This window comes from Streptomyces sp. BK208, assembly GCF_004364245.1.
GTDB lineage: Bacteria > Actinomycetota > Actinomycetes > Streptomycetales > Streptomycetaceae > Streptomyces.
In genome coordinates this window covers 42,897-63,977 of the sequence record NZ_SOAV01000004.1, presented here as the reverse complement: position 1 = coordinate 63,977, position 21,081 = coordinate 42,897, and the positions used below count along the sequence as shown (strand labels likewise).

Here is a 21,081-nt window from a genome sequence, read left to right as displayed (position 1 = left end):
GGCACTGTGACGATGCCCGCACTGCGAGGAGGCGGGGACTGCGACGCGCGGTTCGGGGTAGGGGGCAGATGCAGCGGCGTCCGGCGAGTCCGGCTTCGAGAGAGAAACGCATGACCGACTACCTGGACGGGGCAGTGATACCGACTGGTTTCGACGTACCCGTCGAACCGCTGAGGCGGGCGGCGCACTACTCCGGCGAGCCGGGATGCATAGCGCGGGCGCGGGCCTTCGCCTCGCTCTTCCTCGACCAGCTGAGGACCGAGTGGTGCTCCACGATCGGTCCGCGCGCCGACGGCGCGGTGCTCCTGGTGGTGAGCGAGCTGGTCACCAACGCCGACCGGCACAGCATGGGGCCGTACATCCTGGAGCTCGAGGGCACGGGCACCTCGGTGGCGGTGACCGTCTACGACAGCAGCGGCGCCGTACCGGAGCGCTTTCCCCGGGACCCCGAGCGCATCGGCCGGCACGGCCTCGAGATCGTGCACGCCCTGGTCGAGACGGTCGTCGTCGAGCGCGTCCCGGTCGGCAAGCGCGTACGCGCCGTGGTGCCCCTCACCGAGGAGTGAAGGGCACCGTCGTCACCGCGGGGGCCGGGGCTCAGGCGCAGCCCAGCTCGCCCAGCATGCCCTCGCGCAGCCGGGTGATGATCCGCTTGATCAGCCGGGACACGTGCATCTGCGAGCAGCCCAGCCGCTCACCGATCTCCGCCTGCGTGGCCTCCTCGACGAACCGCAGGTGGATGATCTGGCGGTCGCGCTCGCTCAGCTCTGCCATCAGCGGGGCCAGCGAGTGGAAGTCCTCCACCAGCCGCAGCCCTTCCTCCTCGATGCCGATGAAGTCGGCCAGGACGGACTCGCCGCCCTCGGGTCCGTCGCCGGTCAGGGCGGCGTCCAGCGAGGAGGAGTTGTAGCCGTTGGCCGCGATCTGACCCTCGACCACCTCGCTCTCGCCGATGTTCATCAGCGTGGCCAGCTCGGCGACGGTGGGCTCGCGGTCCAGCCGGGAGGAGAGCTCCTCGCGGGCCCTGGCCAGCTCCACACGCAGTTCCTGGAGCCGCCGCGGCACGTGCACCGCCCAGGTGGTGTCCCGGAAGAAGCGCTTGATCTCACCGACGATGTAGGGCAGCGCGAAGGACGTGAACTCGACCTCGCGGGACAGCTCGAAGCGGTCGATGGCCTTGATCAGGCCGATCATGCCGGTCTGGACGATGTCCTCCATGTCGTCCCCGCGACCGCGGAAGCGGCCGGCGGCGAAGCGCACGAGCGACATGTTCATCTCGATCAGCGTGTTGCGCGCGTACTGGTACTCGTGCGTGCCCTCTTCGAGCTCCGTCAGACGCCGGAAGAACTGGCGGGACAGCTGTCGCGCGTCGCGGGGGGCCACGGTGCGGGGGTCCACCTGTCGCAGTGCGGATCCCTCACCCGTCCCGCTTCCGGCGGTCTTCCCGACGACCTGCGCTTCCGGCCGGACCACGGCGGTCTCCATTACCTCTCCCACGAAAGTCACGGTTGGACGTCTCCCTAGGCTGATTCCCGCTTGCGGGTACCCGGGTCGCGGCAACTCATGCCACCCGATTTCCCGGGTGGCGCGATCTGTGTGCCGCGGCGTCTTCGCGGGTGCTGCGTACCCGTCCAGGGTAGTCCCGCGGGAGGTGACCGGCACTGCGCGGGTCCCGCCTCGATTTCCCTGAGGGCGAAACGCCGCACCCTTCCGTGATCCGGCCGGGACCCTAGGCTGAGGAGGTGACCAGCCACGTGCCGAACGAAGTCCGCGTCATTCCGCTGCGCCCGCGGGCCGCGCGCCCCGGGACCCGCCCCGCCGCCCCGCCGGTCTCCCCGGAGCGGAGGCCGCCCACCGTGCGCGAGCCCCTGTGGCGCGATCTGGTCGGCGACGTACTGCGGCGTGAGCGCCTCGGACAGGAGCGCACGCTGAAGGAGGTCGCGGAGGCCGCCCGGATCTCCATGCCCTACCTGTCGGAGGTGGAGCGCGGCCGCAAGGAGGCGTCCTCGGAGGTCCTGGCCGCCGCCGCCGGCGCCCTCGGACTCGGCCTCGCGGACCTGCTGGCCCGCGCGCAGGGCGAGCTGATCCGTCTCACCTCCCGGCACACCGGTGCGGGACAGGCGGCGAGGACCGGCCAGGGGGCGTCCGGAGCGCGCTTCGACGGAATGTGCCTGGCCGCCTGAATTGGCGCACGGTCCGGCGCCCCGCCCCGGGCGGGGCGCCGGACCGTGCGCTCACACCCTCGCCAGCCGCCGGACCAGCACCTCGTCGGCCAGCCCGTACGCCACCGCCTCCTGGGCGGTGAACACCTTGTCGCGGTCCATGTCCGCGCGCAGGGTCGCGGCGTCGTGGTGGGTGTGGCGGGCCAGCACCTCCTCCACCTGGGAGCGGATCCGGACCATCTCCTTGGCCTGGAGCGCCAGGTCGGAGACCGTGCCCTGCCGCCCGCCGCTGGCCGGCTGCCCCAGCAAAACGCGCGCGTGTTCCAGGACGAACCGCCGCCCCGGGTCGCCGGCCGCCAGCAGCACGGCGGCCGTGGACGCCGCCTGCCCGACGCAGAACGTGGAGATCGGCGCCTGCACGAAGGTCATCGTGTCGTAGATCGCCATCAGCGAGGTGAACGAGCCGCCGGGGGAGTTGATGTAGACGGCGATCTCGCTCTCCGGGGCCGACGACTCCAGGTGCAGGAGCTGCGCGATCACGACATTGGCCACGCCGTCGTCGATCTCGGTCCCCAGGAAGATGATCCGCTCCGACAGCAGCCGGCTGAACACGTCGTAGGACCGCTCGCCCTGCGGGGTCCGCTCGACGACGTTCGGAATCGTGTAGCTCCCCATGTCACAGCCCCATCCGTCGCTTGGTGGCGGCCGGGCGCACATCCGTGAGGGACTGCACGACGTGGTCCACCATTCCGTACTCCCTGGCCTCCTCGGCCGTGAACCAGCGGTCGCGGTCCCCGTCCCGGGAGATGGTCTCCGGGCTCTGCCCGGTGTGCTCGGCGGTGATCCGCTCGATGGTCCGCTTGGTGAAGTCCAGGTTGTCCGCCTGGATCTCGATGTCGGCGGTGGTGCCGCCGATGCCCGCCGACGGCTGGTGCATCATGATCCGCGCGTTCGGCAGGGCGTAGCGCTTGCCCGCCGTACCGACGCTCAGCAGGAACTGGCCCATGCTGGCCGCGAACCCCATCGCGAGCGTGGAGACGTCGTTCGGGATCAGCCGCATCGTGTCGTAGATGGCGAGCCCCGCGTGCACCGAGCCGCCGGGGCTGTTGATGTACAGGCTGATCTCGGTGCGCGGGTCCTGTGCGGACAGGATGAGCAGCTGGGCGCAGACCCGGTTCGCGGAGACCTCGTCGACCTGCGTGCCCAGCAGCACGATCCGCTGGTCGAGCAACTGCTCGGCGAGCCGGTCGTCGAACCGGGTGGCGGGGGTGTCGCCCTCCTCTGCCCTGGGCAGTGCGGCCGGGCCGGAGATGAGTGGGGACATCGGCGCTCCTTGTCGAGTGGTGTCGAGTGGTGTCGGGGGTGTCGAGTCGTGGCGGGTGGTGCGGCCGGCGACCGTGGTGCGCGGCCGAACGCTCCGCGCTCTCCCACTCTCTGTCCGTCGCGGCTCCCACCGGGCATTTCTCTGCCCCCGGCAGATTCGCCACCGGCAGAGCGATGAGTTCGGCGGCCCGCGCCGGTCGACAGAGGTGACCGTGTGTTCCGCCCCCAGGAGGCAGTCATGAGCAGCGACGGATTCACCACGTGCCTGTGGTTCGACGGCGAGGCCGAGGACGCCGCGCACTTCTACGTCTCCGTCTTCGAGAACTCCGGGATCGGCGCCGTCACCCGCTACCCCGAGGGAGCGCACCAGCCCGCCGGCACCGTGCTCACCGTCGAGTTCACGGCCAACGGCCAGAAGTTCGTCGGGCTCAACGGCGGCCCGGAGTTCCGGTTCAACGAGGCGATCTCCTTCCAGATCACCTGTGACGACCAGGACGAGGTCGACCACTACTGGACCAGGCTCACCGAGGGCGGCGGCGAGGAGGGACCCTGCGGCTGGCTCAAGGACCGGTTCGGCGTGTCCTGGCAGGTCGTCCCGCGCAGGCTCGAAGAGATGTTCCGCGACCCCGATCCCGCCAGGGCGGGGCGCGCCAACAAGGCCATGATGTCGATGCGCAAGCTCGACATCGCCGCGCTCGAGCGGGCCTACGCCGGCGAGTGACCCCGCGGCGGAGGCACCGCCGGCGCGCGGGGCGGGGACGCGGTGGCTAGCGTGAAGAGGCGGACCGGTCCCCCCCTCGCATCCCACCCTCGTCCGTCCGTACAGGAGGCGGCAGTCATGGCCGTGCGACCTGAAGGGGCCCCTTGCTGGGCCGACGCGATGTTCACCGACGTGGAGGGAGCCAAGACCTTCTACGGCGCCGTCCTCGGCTGGACCTTCGGCGAGACGTCGTCGGAGTTCGGCGACTACACGCAGTGCTATGCGGAAGGCAAGGCGGTGGCCGCCGTGGTCCCGCCCCCGCCCGGCCGCGAGGAGCGGTCCCAGTGGTGCCTCTACCTCGCCTCCCCGGACGCGGCGGCGACCGCCGGCCGGATCCGCGGGGCCGGCGGCGATCTGCTCCTGGAACCGATGCGGGTCGGCGACTTCGGCACCATGTGCCTGGCGCGGGATCCGAGCGGCGTCGTCTTCGGCGTCTGGCAGGGCGACGCGCACGAGGGCTTCGAGGCGACGGCCGTGCCCGGCGCGTACTGCTGGGCCGAGGTCTTCACCCGCGAGCCCGCCGCCTCTGACGCCTTCTTCCCCGCCGTCTTCCCCTACCGGGCCCGGCAGATGCAGGACGACCAGGTGGACTTCCGCATCTTCGACCTCGGCGGCGACCCCGTCCTGGGCCGCATGGCCATGACGGAGGACTTCCCGCCCGAGGTACCGCCCTACATCAACGTCTACTTCACCGTCGGTGACTGCGACGCGGCCGTGGCCCGCGCCACCGGGCTCGGCGGCGTCCTGCGGTTCGGTCCGGTCACGACCCCGTTCGGCCGGTTCGCCGCCCTGAGCGACCCGCAGGGCGCGAGCTTCTCGGTGATCGACACCACGACGACCGAAGGGGAGATGCCGAAGGTCACGGACGTCTCCTGAGCCCGGTCCCGGGGCTCCGCCGGACCATGGCATGATCGAGCGCATGCGTGAACGTGCAGTGGCCGCGTGCGACGGGGCTTCGAAGGGAAACCCGGGTCCGGCCGGCTGGGCCTGGGTGCTCGCCGACGCGTCGGAGAACCCGGTGCGCTGGGAGGCCGGTCCGCTCGGCAGGGCCACCAACAACATCGCGGAACTGACGGCGCTGGAGCGCCTGCTGGCGTCGACCGACCCCGACGTGCCGCTCGAGGTCCGCATGGACTCGCAGTACGCCATGAAGGCCGTCACCACCTGGCTGCCCGGCTGGAAGCGCAACGGCTGGAAGACGGCCGCCGGCAAGCCGGTCGCCAACCAGGAGCTGGTCGTGCGCATCGACGAGCTGCTCGAAGGACGCTCGGTCGAGTTCCGCTACGTACCCGCCCACCAGGTGGACGGCGACCGGCTCAACGACTTCGCCGACCGCGCCGCCAGCCAGGCGGCCGTCGTCCAGGAACCCGCGGGCAGCGGTCTCGGCTCGCCGGAACCGCCACCCGCACCGGACGTCCCGGCGGCCCGCAGGGCCCCGCGCCGCGGGGCCGGCGCGGCCCGCAAGGGCGGCTCCTCCGCGCGCACCATCAAGGCGAAGTTCGCCGGACGCTGCCTGTGCGGCCGCCCCTACGCGGCCGGCGAGCCGATCGCCAAGAACGACCAGGGCTGGGGCCACCCGGAGTGCCGCACGGCGGCCGCCGGGTAACGCGCGAGGACCCACGGCCGTGTAGCACCGGCCCCGTGCCTCCCCCTTGTTACTCTGCGGTCCCGAATGACCGTGATGAGTGCATACCAGGGGTGTGTGTGAAGGTCGCCTGCGTCGGCGGTGGGCCCGCCGGACTGTATCTGTCGATCCTGCTGAAGCGGCAGGACCCGTCCCACGACGTCACCGTCCACGAACGCGACCCGGAGGGCTCCACCTACGGCTGGGGCGTCACCTACTGGCGCGGGCTGCTCGACCGGCTGCACGAGCACGACCCGGTCTCCGCGCGCGCCGTCGAGGAGCACTCGGTGCGCTGGCGCGACGGCGTCGCCCACGTGGGCGGCCGGGCCACCCGGCACCAGGGCGACGAGGGCTTCGGCATCGGCCGCCACCGGCTCCTCGCGATCCTCGCGGCACGCGCCCGCGACCTGGGCGTGCGCCTGGAGTTCGAGCGCCCGGTCAGCGGTGCCAACCCGCCCGCCGCCGACCTCGTGGTGGCGGCCGACGGCGCGGGCAGCGCCCTGCGCACCCATCACGCCGACCACTTCGGCACCGGGATCACCGGCGGCCGCAACCACTACGTGTGGCTCGGCACCACCAAGGCCTTCGACGCCTTCACCTTCGCCTTCGTCGAGACCGACCACGGCTGGATCTGGGCGTACGGCTACGGTTACGGCCCCGAGGGCAGCACCTGCGTCGTCGAGTGCGCCCCCGCCACCTGGACCGGCCTGGGCCTGGACCGGGCCGACGAGGCCGAGGCGCTGGTCCTGCTGGAGAAGCTCTTCGCCGACGTGCTGGACGGGCACCCGCTCACCGCCCGGCCGTCCGGCCGGGCCGGCACCGCGTGGCCCGTCTTCCGCACCGTCACCAACCGCACCTGGTCCCGGGGCAACCTCGTGCTGCTCGGCGACGCCGCGCACACCACGCACTACTCCATCGGCGCCGGCACCACGCTCGCCCTGGAGGACGCCATGACGCTGTCCGCGGCGCTGCGCGAGCGGGCCGGTCTGCCGGACGCCCTCGCCCACTACGAACGCGAACGCCGGGCCGCCCTGCTGCCGGTGCAGAGCGCGGCCCGGCTCAGCGCCCAGTGGTACGAGAACCTGCCCCGCTACGTCCACCTGCCGCCCGACGAGATGTTCGCCCTGCTCGGCCAGCGCCACTCGCCGCTGCTGCCGTACCTCCCGCCCCGCCTGTACTACCGGCTCGACCGGGCGGCCGGACGGCTGGAGACGCTGCGCCGGGTCAAGCGCCGGCTGGGCCCGAGGATCGCGCGCACGGTACAGGCACGCAGGCTCGCCACCGCCGACGGGCCGGGCGGCCCCGGGCGTCCCGACACGGTGCCCGCGCACCGCGGATGACAGACTGACGCCATGGACGAGCGTACTTTCGGCAGGTCGGATCAGCACGCGTCGGTCGTCGGCCTCGGCACCTGGCAACTGGGCTCCGACTGGGGAGACGTGGACGACAAGGAGGCCCTCGCGGTACTGGAGGCGGCGGCCGAATCGGGGGTGACCTTCTTCGACACGGCCGACGTCTACGGCGACGGCCGCAGCGAGCAGACCATCGCGACCTTCCTCGCGAGCAGGCCCGACCTGCACGTGCTCATCGCCACCAAGATGGGCCGCCGGGTGGACCAGATCCCGCAGAACTACGTGCTGGACAACTTCCGGGAGTGGAACGACCGTTCCCGCCGCAACCTCGGCGTCGACCGCCTGGACCTCGTGCAGCTGCACTGCCCGCCGACGCCCGTCTACTCCAGCGACGAGGTGTTCGACGCCCTGGACACCCTCGTCGAGGAGGAGCGTGTCGCCGCGTACGGCGTGAGTGTGGAGACCTGCGCCGAGGCGCTCACCGCCATCGCCCGGCCGAACGTGGCCAGCGTCCAGATCATCCTCAACCCGTTCCGGATGAAGCCCCTGCGCGAGGTGCTGCCCGCGGCCCGGGAGGCGGGCGTCGGCGTCATCGCCCGGGTGCCGCTGGCCTCCGGCCTGCTGTCGGGCAAGTACACCAAGGACACGGTCTTCGCGGCCAACGACCACCGGAACTACAACCGGCACGGCGAGGCCTTCGACCAGGGGGAGACCTTCTCCGGCGTCGACTTCGCCACCGGGGTGGAGGCCGCCGCCGAGTTCGCGGCGCTCGCGCCCGAGGGGTACACCCCGGCCCAGCTGGCGCTGCGCTGGATCATCCAGCAGCCCGGCGTGACCAGTGTGATCCCGGGCGCCCGCTCGCCCGAGCAGGCCCGCGCCAACACGGACGCCGCCCGGCTGCCGGAGCTGTCCGAGGACACCCTGGCCGCCGTCCGGGACCTCTACGACCGCCGGATCAAGGACCAGGTCGAGGGCCGCTGGTAGGCGTCCGCGAGGCGGCGGTCACGGGGCCTCACGGCACCAGGAGCAACTGCCTTTCGCGCTCCTGGTCGCCGGAGGCCGCTCCGTCGTCGCGCGTGGTGAAGGCACCGGACAGGGTCCGGGCCGCCGCCTCCACCGCCTGCGGGGTGCCCTGGACGGTGACGGTCACCGCGGTGGACAGCGTTCCGCCCGCCGCCGGATCCGACGCCGCTCGCGGCGCGTCCGGGGAGTCGAAGGTCGCGGTGCGCACCGTCGCCCCCTCGTCCGCGGGGAGGTCGCCGGGAGCCCCGAAGACGCCCTCCAGTGCGCGGACGATCGTTCGCGCGTCCTCGATGCCGCCGCCGTCGAGCGTCACGGTGAGCTGTGTGTCGGACATTCTTCGCCTTCCTTGCCGCGCCTTGGTCGTTCCCGGCTCGTGTAACCGTCCCCCGATCACCCAAACCGGGCGTCGCCGTGCCGGACCGGCGGCTGAGGACGGGGATCGCGGGGAAGGGGAAGGGAACGCAGGCTACCGGCAACGGAGGAACACGTGACGCACTCGGACTCGGAACCGGCCGACGAGGGACAGGTCCGGCGCAGGGGTCGCAACGAGACCGAGGAGGAGCGCGCCGACCGGATGTGGACGGAGCTGATCCAGGAGGTCCGCGTCGCTCAGATGGGCGTCCAGATCCTGTTCGGCTTCCTGCTCACCGTGGTGTTCCAGCCGAAGTACGAGAAACTCCCGGACGTCGATCAGACCATCTACCTGATCACCGTGGTCCTCGGGGCCGTCACGACCGGCGCCCTGATCGGACCGGTCTCGCTGCACCGCCTCGTCTCCGGCCGGCGGGTGAAACCCCAGGCGGTGCGGTGGGCGTCCCGGCTGACCCTGCTCGGCCTCGTCCTGCTGCTCGCCACGACGGCCTGCTCGCTCCTGCTGATCCTGCGCGTCGCGACCCACGACGGCTTCGTGCCCTACCTCGTCACCGGCGTGGTGCTCTGGTACCTGCTGTGCTGGTTCGGGCTTCCCCTGTGGACCCGGCACCGCCACACGACACGCTGAGTCTCGCGGCCGGCCGTCCCTCAGCCCTCGGCGGTCAGCCCGGCGAGGAAGTCGTCGACGCACACCTCTTCCTCCCCGGGCCGGACCACCGCGTGCGTGTCGCGCAGGAAGGACTCCACGGCCGAGGCCCACACGAACACCACCGCGCGGTGGCGGCCCCCGTCGGCCCGGTCGTTGCCGAGCAGCTCGATGCGCAGCTCGTCCCACATGCCCCGGGACTCGGGACGCAGCCGCACGTCGCCCACGCCGACCGGGCGGGTCAGCCCCTCACCGACCATCTCCCGGTCCAGCGCCCACTCGGCGAGCACCCGGCCGTCGTGGCTGAAGACCACGGAGAGGGCGAACGGGTCCGCCGCGTCGTACCGGAAATGGGCGAGGACGGGGAACCGGTCGGCGGCCTCGCCCGCCTGGAGCTGCACGACCAGGGTCTTGTGCACGACGGTGTTCACGAGGGCCTCCAGGGGGACGGACGTAAAGCCCTCTAGTACCCGCTCCACGGGCAAGATGCTCGGTCGTTCGAGTGATGCGCCCACGTCACCTCTCAGTCCCGGCCGAACGCCTCCCGCAGCGCGGGCAGCAGGGTCTTCTCCGACCAGTCGAGGAAGGCGTGCTGGGTGTCGCCGCCGATCTGCACCAGCGCGACCTCGGTGAACCCGGCCTCGACGTACGGCCGCACGGCGTCCACGAAGGCGTCCGGGTCGTCGCCGCAGGGGATGGACCCGGCGACGTCGTCGGGCCGCACGAACTGGGTGGCCGCCTCGAAGGAGTCCGGGTGGGGCAGTTCGGAGTTGACCTTCCAGCCGCTGCCGAACCAGCGGAACTGGGAGTGGGCGCGCTCGATCGCCGTGTCCCGGTCGGGGTCGTAGCACACGGGCAGCTGACCCACGCGCGCCTTGCCGGTGCCGCCGTGCCGGTCGAAGGACTCCAGCAGCTCCGCCTTGGGCTCGGTGGCGATCACCAGGTCGGCGAACTCGCCCGCCAGCTTGCAGGAGCGCTCGCCGGAGACGGCGAGACCGATGGGCGGCAGGTCCTCCGGCAGGTCCCACAGCCGGGCGGACTCCACGTCGAAGTGCGTGCCCCGGTGGTTCACGTGACCGCCCCGGAACAGTGCGCGGATGATCTCCAGGGACTCCTGCAGCATCTCGTGCCGCACGTCGACCGACGGCCATCCGCCGCCCACCACGTGCTCGTTGAGGTTCTCTCCCGAGCCCAGTCCCAGCCGGAACCGGCCCTGGGACAGCAGCTGCATCGTGGCCGCCTTCTGCGCCACCACCGCGGGGTGGTAGCGGAACGTCGGACACGTCACGTACGTCATCAGCGGAATGCGGGAGGTCGCCTGCGCCGCGGCGCCCAGCACGCTCCACGCGTAGGGCGCGTGGCCCTGCGAACGCAGCCAGGGGAAGTAGTGGTCCGAGGTCACCGAGAAGTCGAACCCGACCTCCTCGGCCCGTACCAGATGGCCGACGAGTTCACGCGGTCCGGCCTGCTCGGTCATCATGGTGTATCCGATGTGTGCCATGACGGCCGAGTCCCCGCCCCGCCGAAGGGAAAACCGGGGGAAACGGGGCGCAAGAGGGTCAGGCCGCGCCCTCCCGGAAGGTCTTGAGGAAGGCGGCGAGCGCTCGTGCGTTCGCGGTGTCGCCCCAGTCACCGGCCGGTGTCGTCCAGCGCAGCGAGAAGCTCCGTCCCCCGCCGAGCAGGAATCCGCGGCCGAAGGTGCGCACCCGGGCGCCGTCGTACCGGGCCAGCCACTCCATGTCGGCCGCCTCGCGCCCCCGGTACGTGACCGCGCGGATCTCGCCGATCCGCCGGTAGCCGCCCGAGCGGGCGAGGCCGGGCTCGACGTCGTCGCGCCAGACCGCCACCGGGTCCGTGCCCGCGCGCCTGCTGTAGGTGACGGCGAGGGTGCGCGGATCGCCGGCGGTTCCGAACACCACCCGGTACGCGCCGTCCGGAACACGTGCGGTGTCCAGTCGCCGCCAGCCGCCGGGAAGGGCGACGGAGAATCCCTCCGGCGCGTCGTAGCGGCGGAACCCGGCCGGGGCGGAGGCACCCGGAGCCGGGGAAGCCGGCGCACTCGCGCCCGGCCGGCCGGTGGGTGAGGCGGGGGAGGAGGGGGCGGTGGAGCCGGGCGGCGGCGCGGAGGGCGCCGGGGGACGCTGCCGGGCGTCCGCCGGGGCACCGCCGTCCGTGCCGGGAAGACGGCCGGTGACGGCGAGGGTGGCGACCGTGACCGCGGCGAGAGCCAGCGCGCCACCGGCGACGACCAGGGGCCGCCGAGCCCGGTAGGGGCTCGCGGGCGGTGCGGCGGCCGAGGTGTCGCCCGGCTCCGGCCGGGGTTCCTCGTCCGCGGTGAGGCCGGGGTCCTGCGCCAGCGCCCGGACGAGGGCCGCGCGTACCGCCGGGCGGGTCGGCCGCTCCCGGGAGTCCTTGCGCAGCAGTCCCCGCACGGCCTGGGCGAGCGGACCGGCGCGCACCGGCGTCCGCAGCGGCAGGCGGTCGACCCCCTTGAGCGTCGCCTCGGGCCGGCCCCGGTCACGGAAGGGCGCACGGCCCTCGACCATCGTGTACAGGATCGCGCCCAGCGTCCACAGATCGGCGGCGGGCCCGATCCGCTCGTTGCGGGCCTGCTCGGGCGAGGCGTACGCGGGGGAGGTCAGCCGTGGGACGAGCGTGGCTCCGGCCAGCCCGAAGCCGGTGACGACGACGGTGCCCTCCTCGCGCACGTACACCTGACCCGGGCTCAGCTCACCGTGCGTCACACCGTGGGCGTGCGCCGCCTCCAGCACGGTCAGCAGCTCCAGGCCGATGCGCGCCGCCCGGACGTGGTCGAGGGCGCCCTCGCGCTCGAGGAGGTCCGCGAGCGGAACACCCTCGACCCATTCGGTCACCGTCCACAGCGTGCCGTCGGCGACCACCGCGTCCAGCACCGTGGCGATCCGTCCGGGGCACAGCGACGCCATGGTCCCGCAGGTGCGGGCCACCCGGCCGGGGGCCCGGCGGGCGGCGTCCCCGGCCCCTTCCTCCGGCAGCCCGATCCGGGTGACCAGGCACGGGTGGCCCGTCGTGGCGTCCTCCCCGGACCAGCAGAGGCGGTTCGTCTCGCGCTGGACGACCTCGAACAGGCGGTAGCGTCCGGCGACCAGCCCGTGTGTGGAGACGTGCGCCCTGCCCATGGCCCTCCCTCGCTCGCACCGCCGGCTTCCGGCTCGACCAGTGGTACGTCGAGGGCCCCGGGGTGCGTTCAGCGAGCGCGCCCGTCCGACCCGATTCTGACTCTCCTTCAAAAAGCCGGCGCCGGCGCTCTGCCGAGAAGTCCGGACGGGCCGGGTGTCAGGCCGGCCCGAAGCGTTCCGCCCACGCCGCCATGTCGGCCACCGTGGCATTGCCTCCGCAGACCACGAGGCCGATCCGGGCGTCGTCGCCCACCCGCTCCACCACCCGCCGGGCCGCCGGCAGCAGACAGCCGGCGGCCGGCTCGGTCCACACCTTCGCGTGCTCGGCGAGCGTGAGCGAGCCCTGGACGGCCTCCCGGTCCGACACCACGAGCACCTCGGTGACCAGCTCCGCCACGTGGTCGTACGTCACCTGGGAGACGGACGGCGCGCTGAGCGTGGTGACGACCGAGGACAGGGGCACCGCGAGCGGCCCGCCCGCCGCGAGCGCCCGGGACATGGCCTCGGCGCCCGCCGTCTCCACGCCCCAGATCCGCACTCCGGGCCGCAGCGCCCGCAGTGCCGCCGCCACCCCCGCGATCAGCCCGCCGCCCCCGATGCTCACCAGCACGTCGGTGAGGTCCCCGGCGTCCTCGGCGAACTCCAGGCCCACCGTGCCCTGTCCCGCGATGACCACGGGGTCGTCGAAGGGGTGGACCAGGGTCAGCCCCTCCTCCCGGAGCCGGGCGACGAGCGCGAAGGCGCTGTCCATGCCGTCGGTGAGCCGGACCAGGGCGCCCGCCTCCTCGGCGATCTCCACGGAACGGGCCGGAGCCGTACGCGGCATCACCACCGTGGCCTTCACGTCGAGGGCCGCCGCCATCACGGCCACGGCGATGCCGTGGTTGCCGCCGCTGACCGCGACGACACCGGCGGCGCGCTCGGCCCCGGTCAGCGACAGCAGCTTCGCCGTCGCGCCGCGCGCCTTGAACGAGCCGGTGCGCTGGAGCAGTTCCAGTTTGGCGGTGACCGGGACGCCGAGCAGCGCGGACAGCCCCGGGCTGGGCACGGTCGGGGTGCGTACGACGTGTCCGGCGATCCGCTCGGCCGCGGTTTCGATCTCCGTGATCGCGATCAAGGCAGTCTCTTCCTTCCGGCGCGGGCGGGTGATCCGCGCCCGTTCGCAGCCTTGCGCGCGAGGCCCCCCAAGGTCAACAAGCCCCGGAGCGGGGCTCAGTGCTGCTGCGGCTTCTGCGGCGTCGCCTCGCTCGGCCGTACCACGACGAAGCCCTCGCCCTGGAGGACCAGTTGGACGGCTTCCCCGGAACCGCCGCGCAGCATCGAGCCGATCGACTGCGAGCGGTGCAGGGAGGTCGACAGCCCCGCGGACCAGCCGACGACCGCGTCGGTGTCGACGTACACCGGGTACTGGTGCGACACGGGGATGACCAGCGGGTCGCCCTCGCACACCAGCCCCAGCCTGCCCTGCCCGGTGAAGACGCTGTTGAACAGCCCGCCGCCCGCGATGCCGGAGCCCTTCACCGTGGCGATGCGGTACGAGAGCGAGGCGTCGAAGCACAGGACGTTGCGGCCGTTGACGGTGAACTCGTCACCCGGCTCGACCTCCACGACGAAGCAGGTCTGGGCCTCGTGGGCGAACCAGGCCTCGCCCTGCCCGCGCACCGCCATCAGCGGCAGCCCCTCCCCGGTGACCGCGCGCTTGAGCATGCCGCCCACGCCCTGGCCCTTGCGTTCGAACTGGAGGCTGCCCCGGTAGGCGATCATCGCGCCCTGCCGGGCGAGCATCTCGCCGTTCACCGTGTACCGGATGCACTTGGAGTTCTCGACGGTCATGCCGGGCGCCGAGGCGGGCCGGACCATGTGTTCGCTGGAAAAGAGGTCACCCTTCATGACGGCATCCTGGCCCGGACCGTCCCGTTCCGCCAAGATCGGGTGCGGGTCCGGACTATGACGACGTGGGTTCCGGGGCGATCAGTCGCTGCCGGTAGGCGACCGCGACCGCCTCCGTGCGGCTCGCCGCGTTCAGTTTGGCGAGGATGTTGGACACGTGGACGCTCGCGGTCTTGGCGCTGATGAACAGCTCCTCGCCGATCCGGCGGTTGCTGTGGCCCAGGGCGAGCAGCCGCAGGACGTCCTGTTCGCGGGCGGTCAGCACCGCGGTGCCCTGGGGCGGTGCCGGGTCCGTGAGCCGGCCGCGCCGGGCCAGGTCGTCGAGCCGGTCGCGCAGCACCGTCGCGCCGAGCCGGTCGGCCTCCCGGCGTACGGCGTCGGCCTCGGCGGCCGCCTCCTCGCGGCGGTCCGCCGCCAGCAGGGCCTCGGTCAGCCGCAGCCTGCACCGCGCGCGTTCGTAGACGTCGCCGTGCCCGAAGGCGGCCACCGCCTTCTCCCAGGCAGCCGGGTCCGCGGCCGCGGCCGGGATCCGCGACCACTCCGCCTCCGCCCGCGCCAGCCACGCCTGCCCTTCCGGCCCCTGCGGGACGCCGTCGTACCCGTGCGCGGCGGACCGGCGGGCATCGGCCAGCAGCTCCGCCGCCGTGTCCGTCCAGCGGGCCACCCCGGTCCCGTCCCCGGTCCGGCGCAGCTCGGTCACGGTGTCGGCGACCGCGGACAGCGCGAGGGTGGCGAGGCGGACGGTCACGGCGGGCCGCTCGCCCGCCTCGGTGAGCGCCTCGACGCTGGAGCGCATCCACCGCACGGCGTCCTCCGCGTCGCCGCGCAAGGCCGCCGCGTCGGTCAGCACCAGCCCCGCAACCATCCGCGCCATCCAGTCGAAGGGTCCCTTCAGCAGGGCCCGGGCCCGGTCGGCCGCCCCGAGGTCGCCGCGCGCCAGCGCCACGAACAGCCCCGGCCCGGCGGCGTGTCCGTCCGCGACCGGCCGTTCCCCGTCATGCCCGGCGGACTCGCGCAGGACCTCGTCCCAGTGGCCCAGCGTGTACTGGACCAGGAGCCGCAGATAGCGCATCTCCCGCGGGTACGGCGAGGACAGCAGCCCGAAGCGGCGGGCCCGCTCCAGTCCCTCCGACGCCCAGGGCAGGCACTCCTCCAGGTCTCCGGACTCGAAGCAGCCGATGGCGAGGTTGAACAGAGCACGCAGCTCCACCGGAGCGTTGCCCGCGCGCCGGGCCAGGTCGCGTGCCTCGATCAGCCGCTCGCGGCCCTGCGGGGTGGCGCGGTTGCCGCCCTCCAGGCTCGTCAGGGAGATCAGCAGATCGGCGCGCGCGTCGGTGACCTCCAGCTCCTCGGCGACCCGCAGCGCGCGGCGGGCCACCCGCAGCGCCGTCTCGTTCTCACCGACCTGACGGGCCGTCGACACATGGGTGGCCGCCGCCCACACCCACGTCGACGACGGCGGCTCGGCGGGGATCAGTGCGAGTGCCTCGCTGCTGTAGGTGTAGGCGGCCGGCAGGTTGTCGACGCTCAGCAGATTCCCGGCCAGCGTGTAACGGACGCGGGCGGCCAGTTCGAGGTCCGCGTCCTGGCCGAGACCGGCCAGTGCGGAGCGGGTCAGGGAGACCGCGCGGTGCAGTTCCCCGGCGTGCACGGCGGCCGCGGAGGCGCGCAGGGTGAGGGTCACGGCGTCGGGTCCCGCGGGGCGCGCGGTGGCGTCGACCGCCGTCCACAGGTCGAGGGCCGCCTCGACGTGCCGCAGCTCCTCGGCGGGCGCCTGGACCCGCTGGGCGTGGTCGGCGGCCTCCAGGGAGGCGGCGAGCGCCTCGGGCAGGTCGTGGCTCGCGCGGTAGTGGTGGGCGCGCTCGGCCGCGCTGTCCGCCCGGCGGTCGGGACCGGCCAGCAGCCGGGCGAACGCGCCGTGCAGCCGCGACCGTTCACCCGGCAGCAGGTCGGCGTAGACCGCCTCGCGGGCGAGGGCGTGCCGGAAGGAGTAGGTGTCCCCGTCACCGGAGACCAGCAACTGCCGTTCCACCGCCTCGCGCAGCGCCGACTCCAGCTCCTGCTCGGGCAGCCCGACGGCGTCCCGCAGCAGGTCGTGCCCCACGCGCCGACCGGCGACGGCGGCGGTGCGCAGCACCTGCTGGGCGGTGTCCGACAGCTGCTCGACCCGGATGAGCAGCACGTCGGCGAGTCCGCTGGGGACGCCCCCGGCGGGCGCGTCCGTGGCGGCCACCAGCTCCTCGGCGTAGAAGGCGTTGCCCTCCGCCCGCTCCACGATCCGGCGCACGGTGGTGTCCGGCAGCCGCCGCTCCCGCAGCGAACGCACCAGCCGGGCCACGTCGGCGTCGGGCAGCGGACGCAGCTCCAGCCTCTCCACGCCGGGCAGGCGCACCAGTTCGGCCAGCAGCGGACGCAGCGGGTGGCGGCGGTGCAGGTCGTCCGCCCGGTACGAGGCGAACAGCGCGAGCCGGTGACCGGGCACCCCGCCCGCGGGGCGCTGCAGGACTCCCCGGCTGAGCAGGAACCTCAGCAGGTCCCGGGAGGACTGGTCGGCCCAGTGTAGGTCCTCCAGGACCAGCAGCAGCGGCGCGATGTCCGCCACCTCGGTCAGCAGGGCCGCGACGCCCTCGAAGAGCCGCAGCCGGGAGGGCGCGGCGTCCGTCGCGTCGGCCGGAGCGCCGCCGAGCAGCCGGTCGGCCACCGGATGCCCGGCCGGCACGGCGGCGAACCGCTCGTCGGCGGCCAGGGCGCCCAGGATCTCCGTGAACGGCAGGTACGGCAGGCCCACGTCGCCCAGGTCCACGCAGTGCCCGGTGAGGACGGTCGTCCCGGCCGCCGCGGCCCGCCCGGCGACCTCGTCCAGGGTCCGGGTCTTGCCGACCCCGGCGTCCCCGGCGACGAGGACCGCGCGGGCCTCACCGGCTCGGGCGCGCTCCAATACGCCGGTGAGACGGGCGAGTTCGTCCTCGCGGCCGACGAGCGGGCTGGTCAGTGAGGTCTGCGGCACGCTGCCCATCCTGACACGCGGGTCCGGCGGCGGGCCTCCCCGTTCCGAGCCGGACGTCCGTCCGCGTCCGCCCGTCAGCGGTGCAGGGCGTCCGCCCAGTTCGCCGGGACCCGGCCCGCGGGGCCCGGCGACGGCTGGTCGTCCGGATGGCTGGCGGGCGGGGCGAGGTCAGGGCCGGACGCGCGCACCTCGTTCGTCGCGTAGTCCCAGTACCAGTCCTCGCCCGGTTCGTAGCTCTGCACCACCGGATGGCCGGTGGACCGGTAGTGGCCGGTCGCGTGCTGTCCCGGTGAGCTGTCGCAGCAGCCGACATGGCCACAGGCCGCGCAGCGCCGCAGGTGGAACCACCAGCCGCCCGCGGCGTCGCACTCGGCGCAGCCGGTGCCGCTGGGCGGGACGGTGGGGTCGATTCCGGTGTCGCTGGTCATACCGTCTCCTCGGTCGCGTCGGTGGAATCGGCTCGGGGGGTGGAACCGGTCGCGTCGGCCGGTCGGGTCTCCGCGGCGGTCAGCGGCAGGAGCACCTGGAAACGGGTGTCGCCCGGCACGGACTCGACCTGGAGGCTGCCGTGGTGCTTGTTGACCACGATCCGCCAGGAGATGTCCAGGCCGAGCCCGGTGCCCTCGCCCACCGGCTTGGTGGTGAAGAACGGGTCGAAGATGCGCTCCCGGATCTCCGGGGCGATGCCGGTGCCGGTGTCGCGGAACTCCACCAGCAGCCGGTCGTGGTGGAGCGCGGTCCGCACGGTCAGCGTCCCCTCGCCGCCCGCGCCGTTGACCGCGGCGACCGCGTTGTCGATCAGGTTGGTCCACACCTGGTTCAGCTCCGCCGGGTACGCGGGGACCTCGGGCACCGTGCGGTCGTACTCCTTGACGACCTCGATCCGCGGGCCGATCTTCCCGGACAGCATCAGCAGGGTGCTGTCGAGGAGTTCGTGGACGTCGACCGTCCGGTAGGGCGCCCGGTCCAGCTGCGCGTACTGCTTGGCCGCGTTCACCAGGTGGGAGACCCGGGCGGTGGAGTCCGCGATCTCGTTCATCAGCAGCTCGGTCTCGACGGTGTAGTTGAGCCAGCCGACCGCTCCCGGCAGGATCTCCTCGTCCACGGCCGCCGCGACCTGCTCCAGCCACTCGGTGTCCAGACCCGCCTGCACGAAGGTCGGCGCGAGCTGCCAGCCCTGCTCGATGCCGTGGTCCGCCAGCCAGTCGCCCAGGGCGTCCTCACGGTCGGAGGCCTCCAGCGGGCTGAGCGAGGGCGCCTTGGCGACCCGTTCCGCCGTGCGTTCCTGGATCTCGATCAGCTCCGCGAGCGCGTCCCGGGAGAACGGCCCCTCGGCGATCACGGCGAGCTTGTGCCGCATCTTGGCCACCCGTTCCCGCAGCGTCGAGGTGGCCCGTACCGCGGCCGCCGCCGGGTTGTTCAGCTCGTGCGTGAGACCCGCGGACAGCGAGCCCAGCGCCAGCAGCCGCTCGCGCTGGCCGATGGCGCGCTGGTTGTTCTTGGCCCCGAAGAACAGCCCCTCCAGCAGGTGCACCGCCATCGGGAACCACTCCCGCATGACGGCGGCGAAGGTGTCCGCGGGCAGCACGAAGAAGCGCGACGGTTCGGTGACCCGCATGGAGTTCGTGTAGACCTGCGGCAGCCGGTCGCCGACGTACGCCTGCATCGCGCCCGCGTACACCCCGCGCTGCGAGGTCCGGTTGGTCTCCACGTCGTCCTCGCCGACCCGGCGGGACAGCACCACCGTGCCCTCCAGCAGCACGTAGAAGCACGTGGCGTCCTGACCCTCGGTGTACACCGGACCGGGCTCGAACAGCTCCACCCGGCCCTCCGCGCAGAGTCGGCCCAGCTGCTCGGGCGCCAGCTTCTCGAACAGGAACAGCTGCCCGATCTCGCCGGGGCTGCACGGCATCGGCCGCCCGCTCACGACTGCTCCAGGTAACGGTGGACGAGCATGACGGCCATGGCTCCCTCTCCGACGGCGGACGCGACCCGCTTGGCGGACTCCGCGCGGGCGTCGCCCGCCACGAAGACGCCCGGGACGCTGGTTTCCAGGTGGTACGGCGGACGGTCCAGCTCCCAGTCGGCCGGCGGCCGTCCGTCGGGCGTCAGATCGGGCCCGGCGAGGATGAACCCGCGCTCGTCGCGCAGCACCGTGCCGTCCAGCCAGTCGGTGAGCGGGGCCGCGCCGATGAAGACGAACAGCCACTGCGCGTCGACCAGTTCGGTGGCACCGCTCGCCGCGTCGCGCAGCGTCAGCCGCTCCAGGTGGCCGTCGCCGTGCGCGCCCTCGACGAGGGTGCCGCAGCGCACCCGGATGTTGGGGGTCTCCTCGATCTGCTGGATCAGGTAGTACGACATCGACGCCTCCAGGGAGCCGCCGCGCACCAGCAGCGTCACCGACTTGGCGCCCCGGGCCAGGTACATCGCCGCCTGTCCGGCCGAGTTGGCACCGCCGACGATGTACACGTCGTGGCCCTGGCAGGAGGCCGCCTCGGTCAGCGCCGAACCGTAGAACACGCCGCAGCCGGCCAGGTCCTCGGTACCGGGGGCGGTCAGCTGCCGGTAGGAGACGCCGGTCGCCAGGATGACGCTGTGCGCGGCGATCGCCGAGCCGTCCGAGAACCGGACGACCCGCGCCGCGCCGTTCACCTCAAGACCGGTCACCTCGCGCGCGGTGAGGATCTCGGCGCCGAACTTCGCCGCCTGCCGCCGGGCCCGGTCGGTGAGCTGGCCGCCGGAGACGCCGTCGGGGAACCCGAGGTAGTTCTCGATGCGGGAACTCTGCCCGGCCTGCCCACCGGTCGCCGACCGCTCCACCAGCACCGTCCGCAGCCCTTCCGAGGCCCCGTACACCGCCGCGCCGAGCCCGGCCGGACCGCCGCCGATCACCACCAGGTCGTAGAAGTCGGCCGTCGGCGTGGTCGCCAGGCCCACCCGGGCGGCCAGCTCCGGCGCCTCCGGCTCCACCAGCGGCGTCCCGTCCGGCGTGATCACCACCGGCAGCCGCTGCCCGTCCTGCCCGGCCGCCGACAGCAGCCGCCGCCCCTCCGGCTCGTCCGAGGAGTACCAGCGGTACGGCACCTGGTTGCGGGCCAGGAACTCCCGGACCTCCGAGGACCGCGCCGACCAGCGGTGCCCGACGACCTTGGTGCTGGGCACCGGCCGGTGGTCGCCGGAGCGCCAGGCCTGGAGCAGGTCGTCCAGGACCGGGTAGAGCTTCTCCTCGGGCGGGTCCCAGGGCTTGAGCAGGTAGTGGTCCAGATCGACGACGTTGATCGCGTCGATCGCCGCGTCGGTGTCCGCGTACGCCGTCAGCAGCACCCGCCGGGCGCCCGGATACACGTCCAGGGCCTGTTCCAGGAACTCGATGCCGTTCATCTGCGGCATCCGGTAGTCGGCCAGGATCACGGCCACCAGGTCGCCGCGCAGCTTCAGCTCCCGCAGCGCCTCCAGCGCCGACTCGCCGGACTCCGCGCGCACGATCCGGTACGTGGCGCCGTAGCGCCGCCGCAGGTCGCGTGCGACGGCACGGGACACCCCCGGATCGTCGTCGACGGTCATGATGACGGTCCGTGTCTCCCCGTCGGCCTGTGCCATACGTCCCCCACGTCGAGCGGCCGGGTTCACGGCACGGCGTCCCCGTCACCGCACCGGCCTGGAGCCCATCGTATGTTCGATCGCGGGACCTCGCTCAGCGGCGGCGGGGGCACCGAGTGCGCAGGTGCCCGCCCCTGCGCGGTGCCGGGGGCGGCTTGGGGAAG

Annotated in this window: 21 protein-coding genes; 8 read left to right on the top strand and 13 right to left on the bottom strand. The window is 73.2% G+C overall.

The annotated features are described in order from the left end of the window. Positions 1–110: 110 nt before the first annotated feature. Positions 111–566: an ATP-binding protein gene (locus EV562_RS11260; RefSeq protein ID WP_133886621.1), complete on the top strand. Its 456-nt coding sequence runs from the start codon at positions 111–113 to the stop codon at positions 564–566. A 31-nt stretch (positions 567–597) separates the two neighbouring features. Here EV562_RS11260 and EV562_RS11255 read toward each other — a convergent pair whose 3' ends face one another. Beyond that, positions 598–1,485 carry an RNA polymerase sigma factor SigF gene (locus EV562_RS11255; RefSeq protein ID WP_133887037.1) on the bottom strand — a complete coding sequence of 296 codons (888 nt, stop codon included), beginning with the start codon at positions 1,483–1,485 and terminating at the stop codon, positions 598–600. A gap of 257 nt (positions 1,486–1,742) precedes the next feature. On the opposite strand from EV562_RS11255, the gene EV562_RS11250 reads away from it, so the two are divergent. Next, entirely contained in the window at positions 1,743–2,183 is a 441-nt protein-coding gene (locus tag EV562_RS11250; RefSeq protein ID WP_133886620.1) for a helix-turn-helix transcriptional regulator, read from the top strand. Between the two features lie 51 nt (positions 2,184–2,234). On the opposite strand, the gene EV562_RS11245 is transcribed toward EV562_RS11250, so the two are convergent. Continuing rightward, positions 2,235–2,837, bottom strand: a complete 603-nt coding sequence (locus EV562_RS11245) for an ATP-dependent Clp protease proteolytic subunit (protein WP_133886619.1) — start codon at positions 2,835–2,837, stop codon at positions 2,235–2,237. A gap of 1 nt (position 2,838) precedes the next feature. Continuing rightward, positions 2,839–3,486, bottom strand: coding sequence for an ATP-dependent Clp protease proteolytic subunit (locus EV562_RS11240; protein ID WP_133886618.1), 648 nt, complete (start codon positions 3,484–3,486; stop codon positions 2,839–2,841). A 237-nt stretch (positions 3,487–3,723) separates the two neighbouring features. On the opposite strand from EV562_RS11240, the gene EV562_RS11235 reads away from it, so the two are divergent. The 5 genes from EV562_RS11235 to EV562_RS11215 all read left to right on the top strand — a co-directional run bounded on the left by EV562_RS11235 (position 3,724) and on the right by EV562_RS11215 (position 8,205). After that, positions 3,724–4,206: a VOC family protein gene (locus tag EV562_RS11235; protein WP_133886617.1), complete on the top strand. Its 483-nt coding sequence runs from the start codon at positions 3,724–3,726 to the stop codon at positions 4,204–4,206. A gap of 117 nt (positions 4,207–4,323) precedes the next feature. After that, the gene (locus tag EV562_RS11230) at positions 4,324–5,121 is read left to right on the top strand and encodes a VOC family protein (RefSeq protein ID WP_133886616.1); all 798 of its coding nucleotides are present in this window, start codon (positions 4,324–4,326) and stop codon (positions 5,119–5,121) included. Between the two features lie 31 nt (positions 5,122–5,152). After that, positions 5,153–5,851 carry a ribonuclease H gene (locus EV562_RS11225; RefSeq protein ID WP_133886615.1) on the top strand — a complete coding sequence of 233 codons (699 nt, stop codon included), beginning with the start codon at positions 5,153–5,155 and terminating at the stop codon, positions 5,849–5,851. A gap of 98 nt (positions 5,852–5,949) precedes the next feature. Then, on the top strand, positions 5,950–7,209 hold the full coding sequence (locus EV562_RS11220) for an FAD-dependent monooxygenase (protein ID WP_243860036.1): 1,260 nt from the start codon (positions 5,950–5,952) through the stop codon (positions 7,207–7,209). A gap of 12 nt (positions 7,210–7,221) precedes the next feature. Then, complete coding sequence (locus EV562_RS11215) at positions 7,222–8,205, top strand: aldo/keto reductase (RefSeq protein ID WP_133886613.1); 984 nt, start codon at positions 7,222–7,224, stop codon at positions 8,203–8,205. A 28-nt stretch (positions 8,206–8,233) separates the two neighbouring features. On the opposite strand, the gene EV562_RS11210 is transcribed toward EV562_RS11215, so the two are convergent. Next, positions 8,234–8,578 (bottom strand): hypothetical protein, encoded by a 345-nt coding sequence (locus EV562_RS11210; protein ID WP_133886612.1) that lies wholly within the window; start codon positions 8,576–8,578, stop codon positions 8,234–8,236. Between the two features lie 240 nt (positions 8,579–8,818). Between EV562_RS11210 and EV562_RS11205 the strand changes: the two genes are divergently transcribed. Then, the gene (locus EV562_RS11205) at positions 8,819–9,244 is read left to right on the top strand and encodes a DUF6328 family protein (protein ID WP_243860046.1); all 426 of its coding nucleotides are present in this window, start codon (positions 8,819–8,821) and stop codon (positions 9,242–9,244) included. Between the two features lie 20 nt (positions 9,245–9,264). Here the strand turns inward: EV562_RS11205 and EV562_RS11200 are convergent, their stop codons facing one another. The 9 genes from EV562_RS11200 to EV562_RS11160 form a co-directional block, all read right to left on the bottom strand. Further along, positions 9,265–9,693, bottom strand: a complete 429-nt coding sequence (locus EV562_RS11200; protein ID WP_133887036.1) for an SsgA family sporulation/cell division regulator — start codon at positions 9,691–9,693, stop codon at positions 9,265–9,267. A 92-nt stretch (positions 9,694–9,785) separates the two neighbouring features. After that, positions 9,786–10,763 carry an LLM class F420-dependent oxidoreductase gene (locus EV562_RS11195; protein WP_133886610.1) on the bottom strand — a complete coding sequence of 326 codons (978 nt, stop codon included), beginning with the start codon at positions 10,761–10,763 and terminating at the stop codon, positions 9,786–9,788. Positions 10,764–10,821: 58 nt separating this feature from the next. After that, positions 10,822–12,420 (bottom strand): serine/threonine-protein kinase, encoded by a 1,599-nt coding sequence (locus EV562_RS11190; RefSeq protein ID WP_133886609.1) that lies wholly within the window; start codon positions 12,418–12,420, stop codon positions 10,822–10,824. A 157-nt stretch (positions 12,421–12,577) separates the two neighbouring features. Further along, positions 12,578–13,537, bottom strand: a complete 960-nt coding sequence (locus tag EV562_RS11185) for a threonine/serine dehydratase (RefSeq protein WP_133886608.1) — start codon at positions 13,535–13,537, stop codon at positions 12,578–12,580. Positions 13,538–13,632: 95 nt separating this feature from the next. Beyond that, positions 13,633–14,310, bottom strand: a complete 678-nt coding sequence (locus tag EV562_RS11180; RefSeq protein WP_133886607.1) for an AIM24 family protein — start codon at positions 14,308–14,310, stop codon at positions 13,633–13,635. 55 nt (positions 14,311–14,365) lie between these two features. Further along, positions 14,366–17,326 (bottom strand): helix-turn-helix transcriptional regulator, encoded by a 2,961-nt coding sequence (locus EV562_RS11175; RefSeq protein WP_133886606.1) that lies wholly within the window; start codon positions 17,324–17,326, stop codon positions 14,366–14,368. A 65-nt stretch (positions 17,327–17,391) separates the two neighbouring features. Continuing rightward, positions 17,392–17,745, bottom strand: coding sequence for a UBP-type zinc finger domain-containing protein (locus EV562_RS11170; RefSeq protein WP_133886605.1), 354 nt, complete (start codon positions 17,743–17,745; stop codon positions 17,392–17,394). Then, positions 17,742–19,244, bottom strand: a complete 1,503-nt coding sequence (locus EV562_RS11165; protein ID WP_133886604.1) for an ATP-binding protein — start codon at positions 19,242–19,244, stop codon at positions 17,742–17,744. Before EV562_RS11165 ends, EV562_RS11170 begins: the two co-directional genes overlap by 4 nt. Then, the gene (locus EV562_RS11160) at positions 19,241–20,917 is read right to left on the bottom strand and encodes an FAD-dependent oxidoreductase (RefSeq protein ID WP_133886603.1); all 1,677 of its coding nucleotides are present in this window, start codon (positions 20,915–20,917) and stop codon (positions 19,241–19,243) included. Before EV562_RS11160 ends, EV562_RS11165 begins: the two co-directional genes overlap by 4 nt. Positions 20,918–21,081 lie beyond the last annotated feature (164 nt).

Coding starts and splice junctions, on each gene's coding strand:
- EV562_RS11160 (WP_133886603.1), bottom strand. CDS start 20,917: ATGGCACAGGCCGACGGGGAGACACGGACCGTCATCATGACCGTCGAC.
- EV562_RS11215 (WP_133886613.1), top strand. CDS start 7,222: ATGGACGAGCGTACTTTCGGCAGGTCGGATCAGCACGCGTCGGTCGTC.
- EV562_RS11255 (WP_133887037.1), bottom strand. CDS start 1,485: ATGGAGACCGCCGTGGTCCGGCCGGAAGCGCAGGTCGTCGGGAAGACC.
- EV562_RS11210 (WP_133886612.1), bottom strand. CDS start 8,578: ATGTCCGACACACAGCTCACCGTGACGCTCGACGGCGGCGGCATCGAG.
- EV562_RS11225 (WP_133886615.1), top strand. CDS start 5,153: ATGATCGAGCGCATGCGTGAACGTGCAGTGGCCGCGTGCGACGGGGCT.
- EV562_RS11260 (WP_133886621.1), top strand. CDS start 111: ATGACCGACTACCTGGACGGGGCAGTGATACCGACTGGTTTCGACGTA.
- EV562_RS11195 (WP_133886610.1), bottom strand. CDS start 10,763: ATGGCACACATCGGATACACCATGATGACCGAGCAGGCCGGACCGCGT.
- EV562_RS11245 (WP_133886619.1), bottom strand. CDS start 2,837: ATGGGGAGCTACACGATTCCGAACGTCGTCGAGCGGACCCCGCAGGGC.
- EV562_RS11180 (WP_133886607.1), bottom strand. CDS start 14,310: ATGAAGGGTGACCTCTTTTCCAGCGAACACATGGTCCGGCCCGCCTCG.
- EV562_RS11175 (WP_133886606.1), bottom strand. CDS start 17,326: ATGGGCAGCGTGCCGCAGACCTCACTGACCAGCCCGCTCGTCGGCCGC.
- EV562_RS11190 (WP_133886609.1), bottom strand. CDS start 12,420: ATGGGCAGGGCGCACGTCTCCACACACGGGCTGGTCGCCGGACGCTAC.
- EV562_RS11230 (WP_133886616.1), top strand. CDS start 4,324: ATGGCCGTGCGACCTGAAGGGGCCCCTTGCTGGGCCGACGCGATGTTC.
- EV562_RS11170 (WP_133886605.1), bottom strand. CDS start 17,745: ATGACCAGCGACACCGGAATCGACCCCACCGTCCCGCCCAGCGGCACC.
- EV562_RS11205 (WP_243860046.1), top strand. CDS start 8,819: ATGTGGACGGAGCTGATCCAGGAGGTCCGCGTCGCTCAGATGGGCGTC.
- EV562_RS11240 (WP_133886618.1), bottom strand. CDS start 3,486: ATGTCCCCACTCATCTCCGGCCCGGCCGCACTGCCCAGGGCAGAGGAG.
- EV562_RS11235 (WP_133886617.1), top strand. CDS start 3,724: ATGAGCAGCGACGGATTCACCACGTGCCTGTGGTTCGACGGCGAGGCC.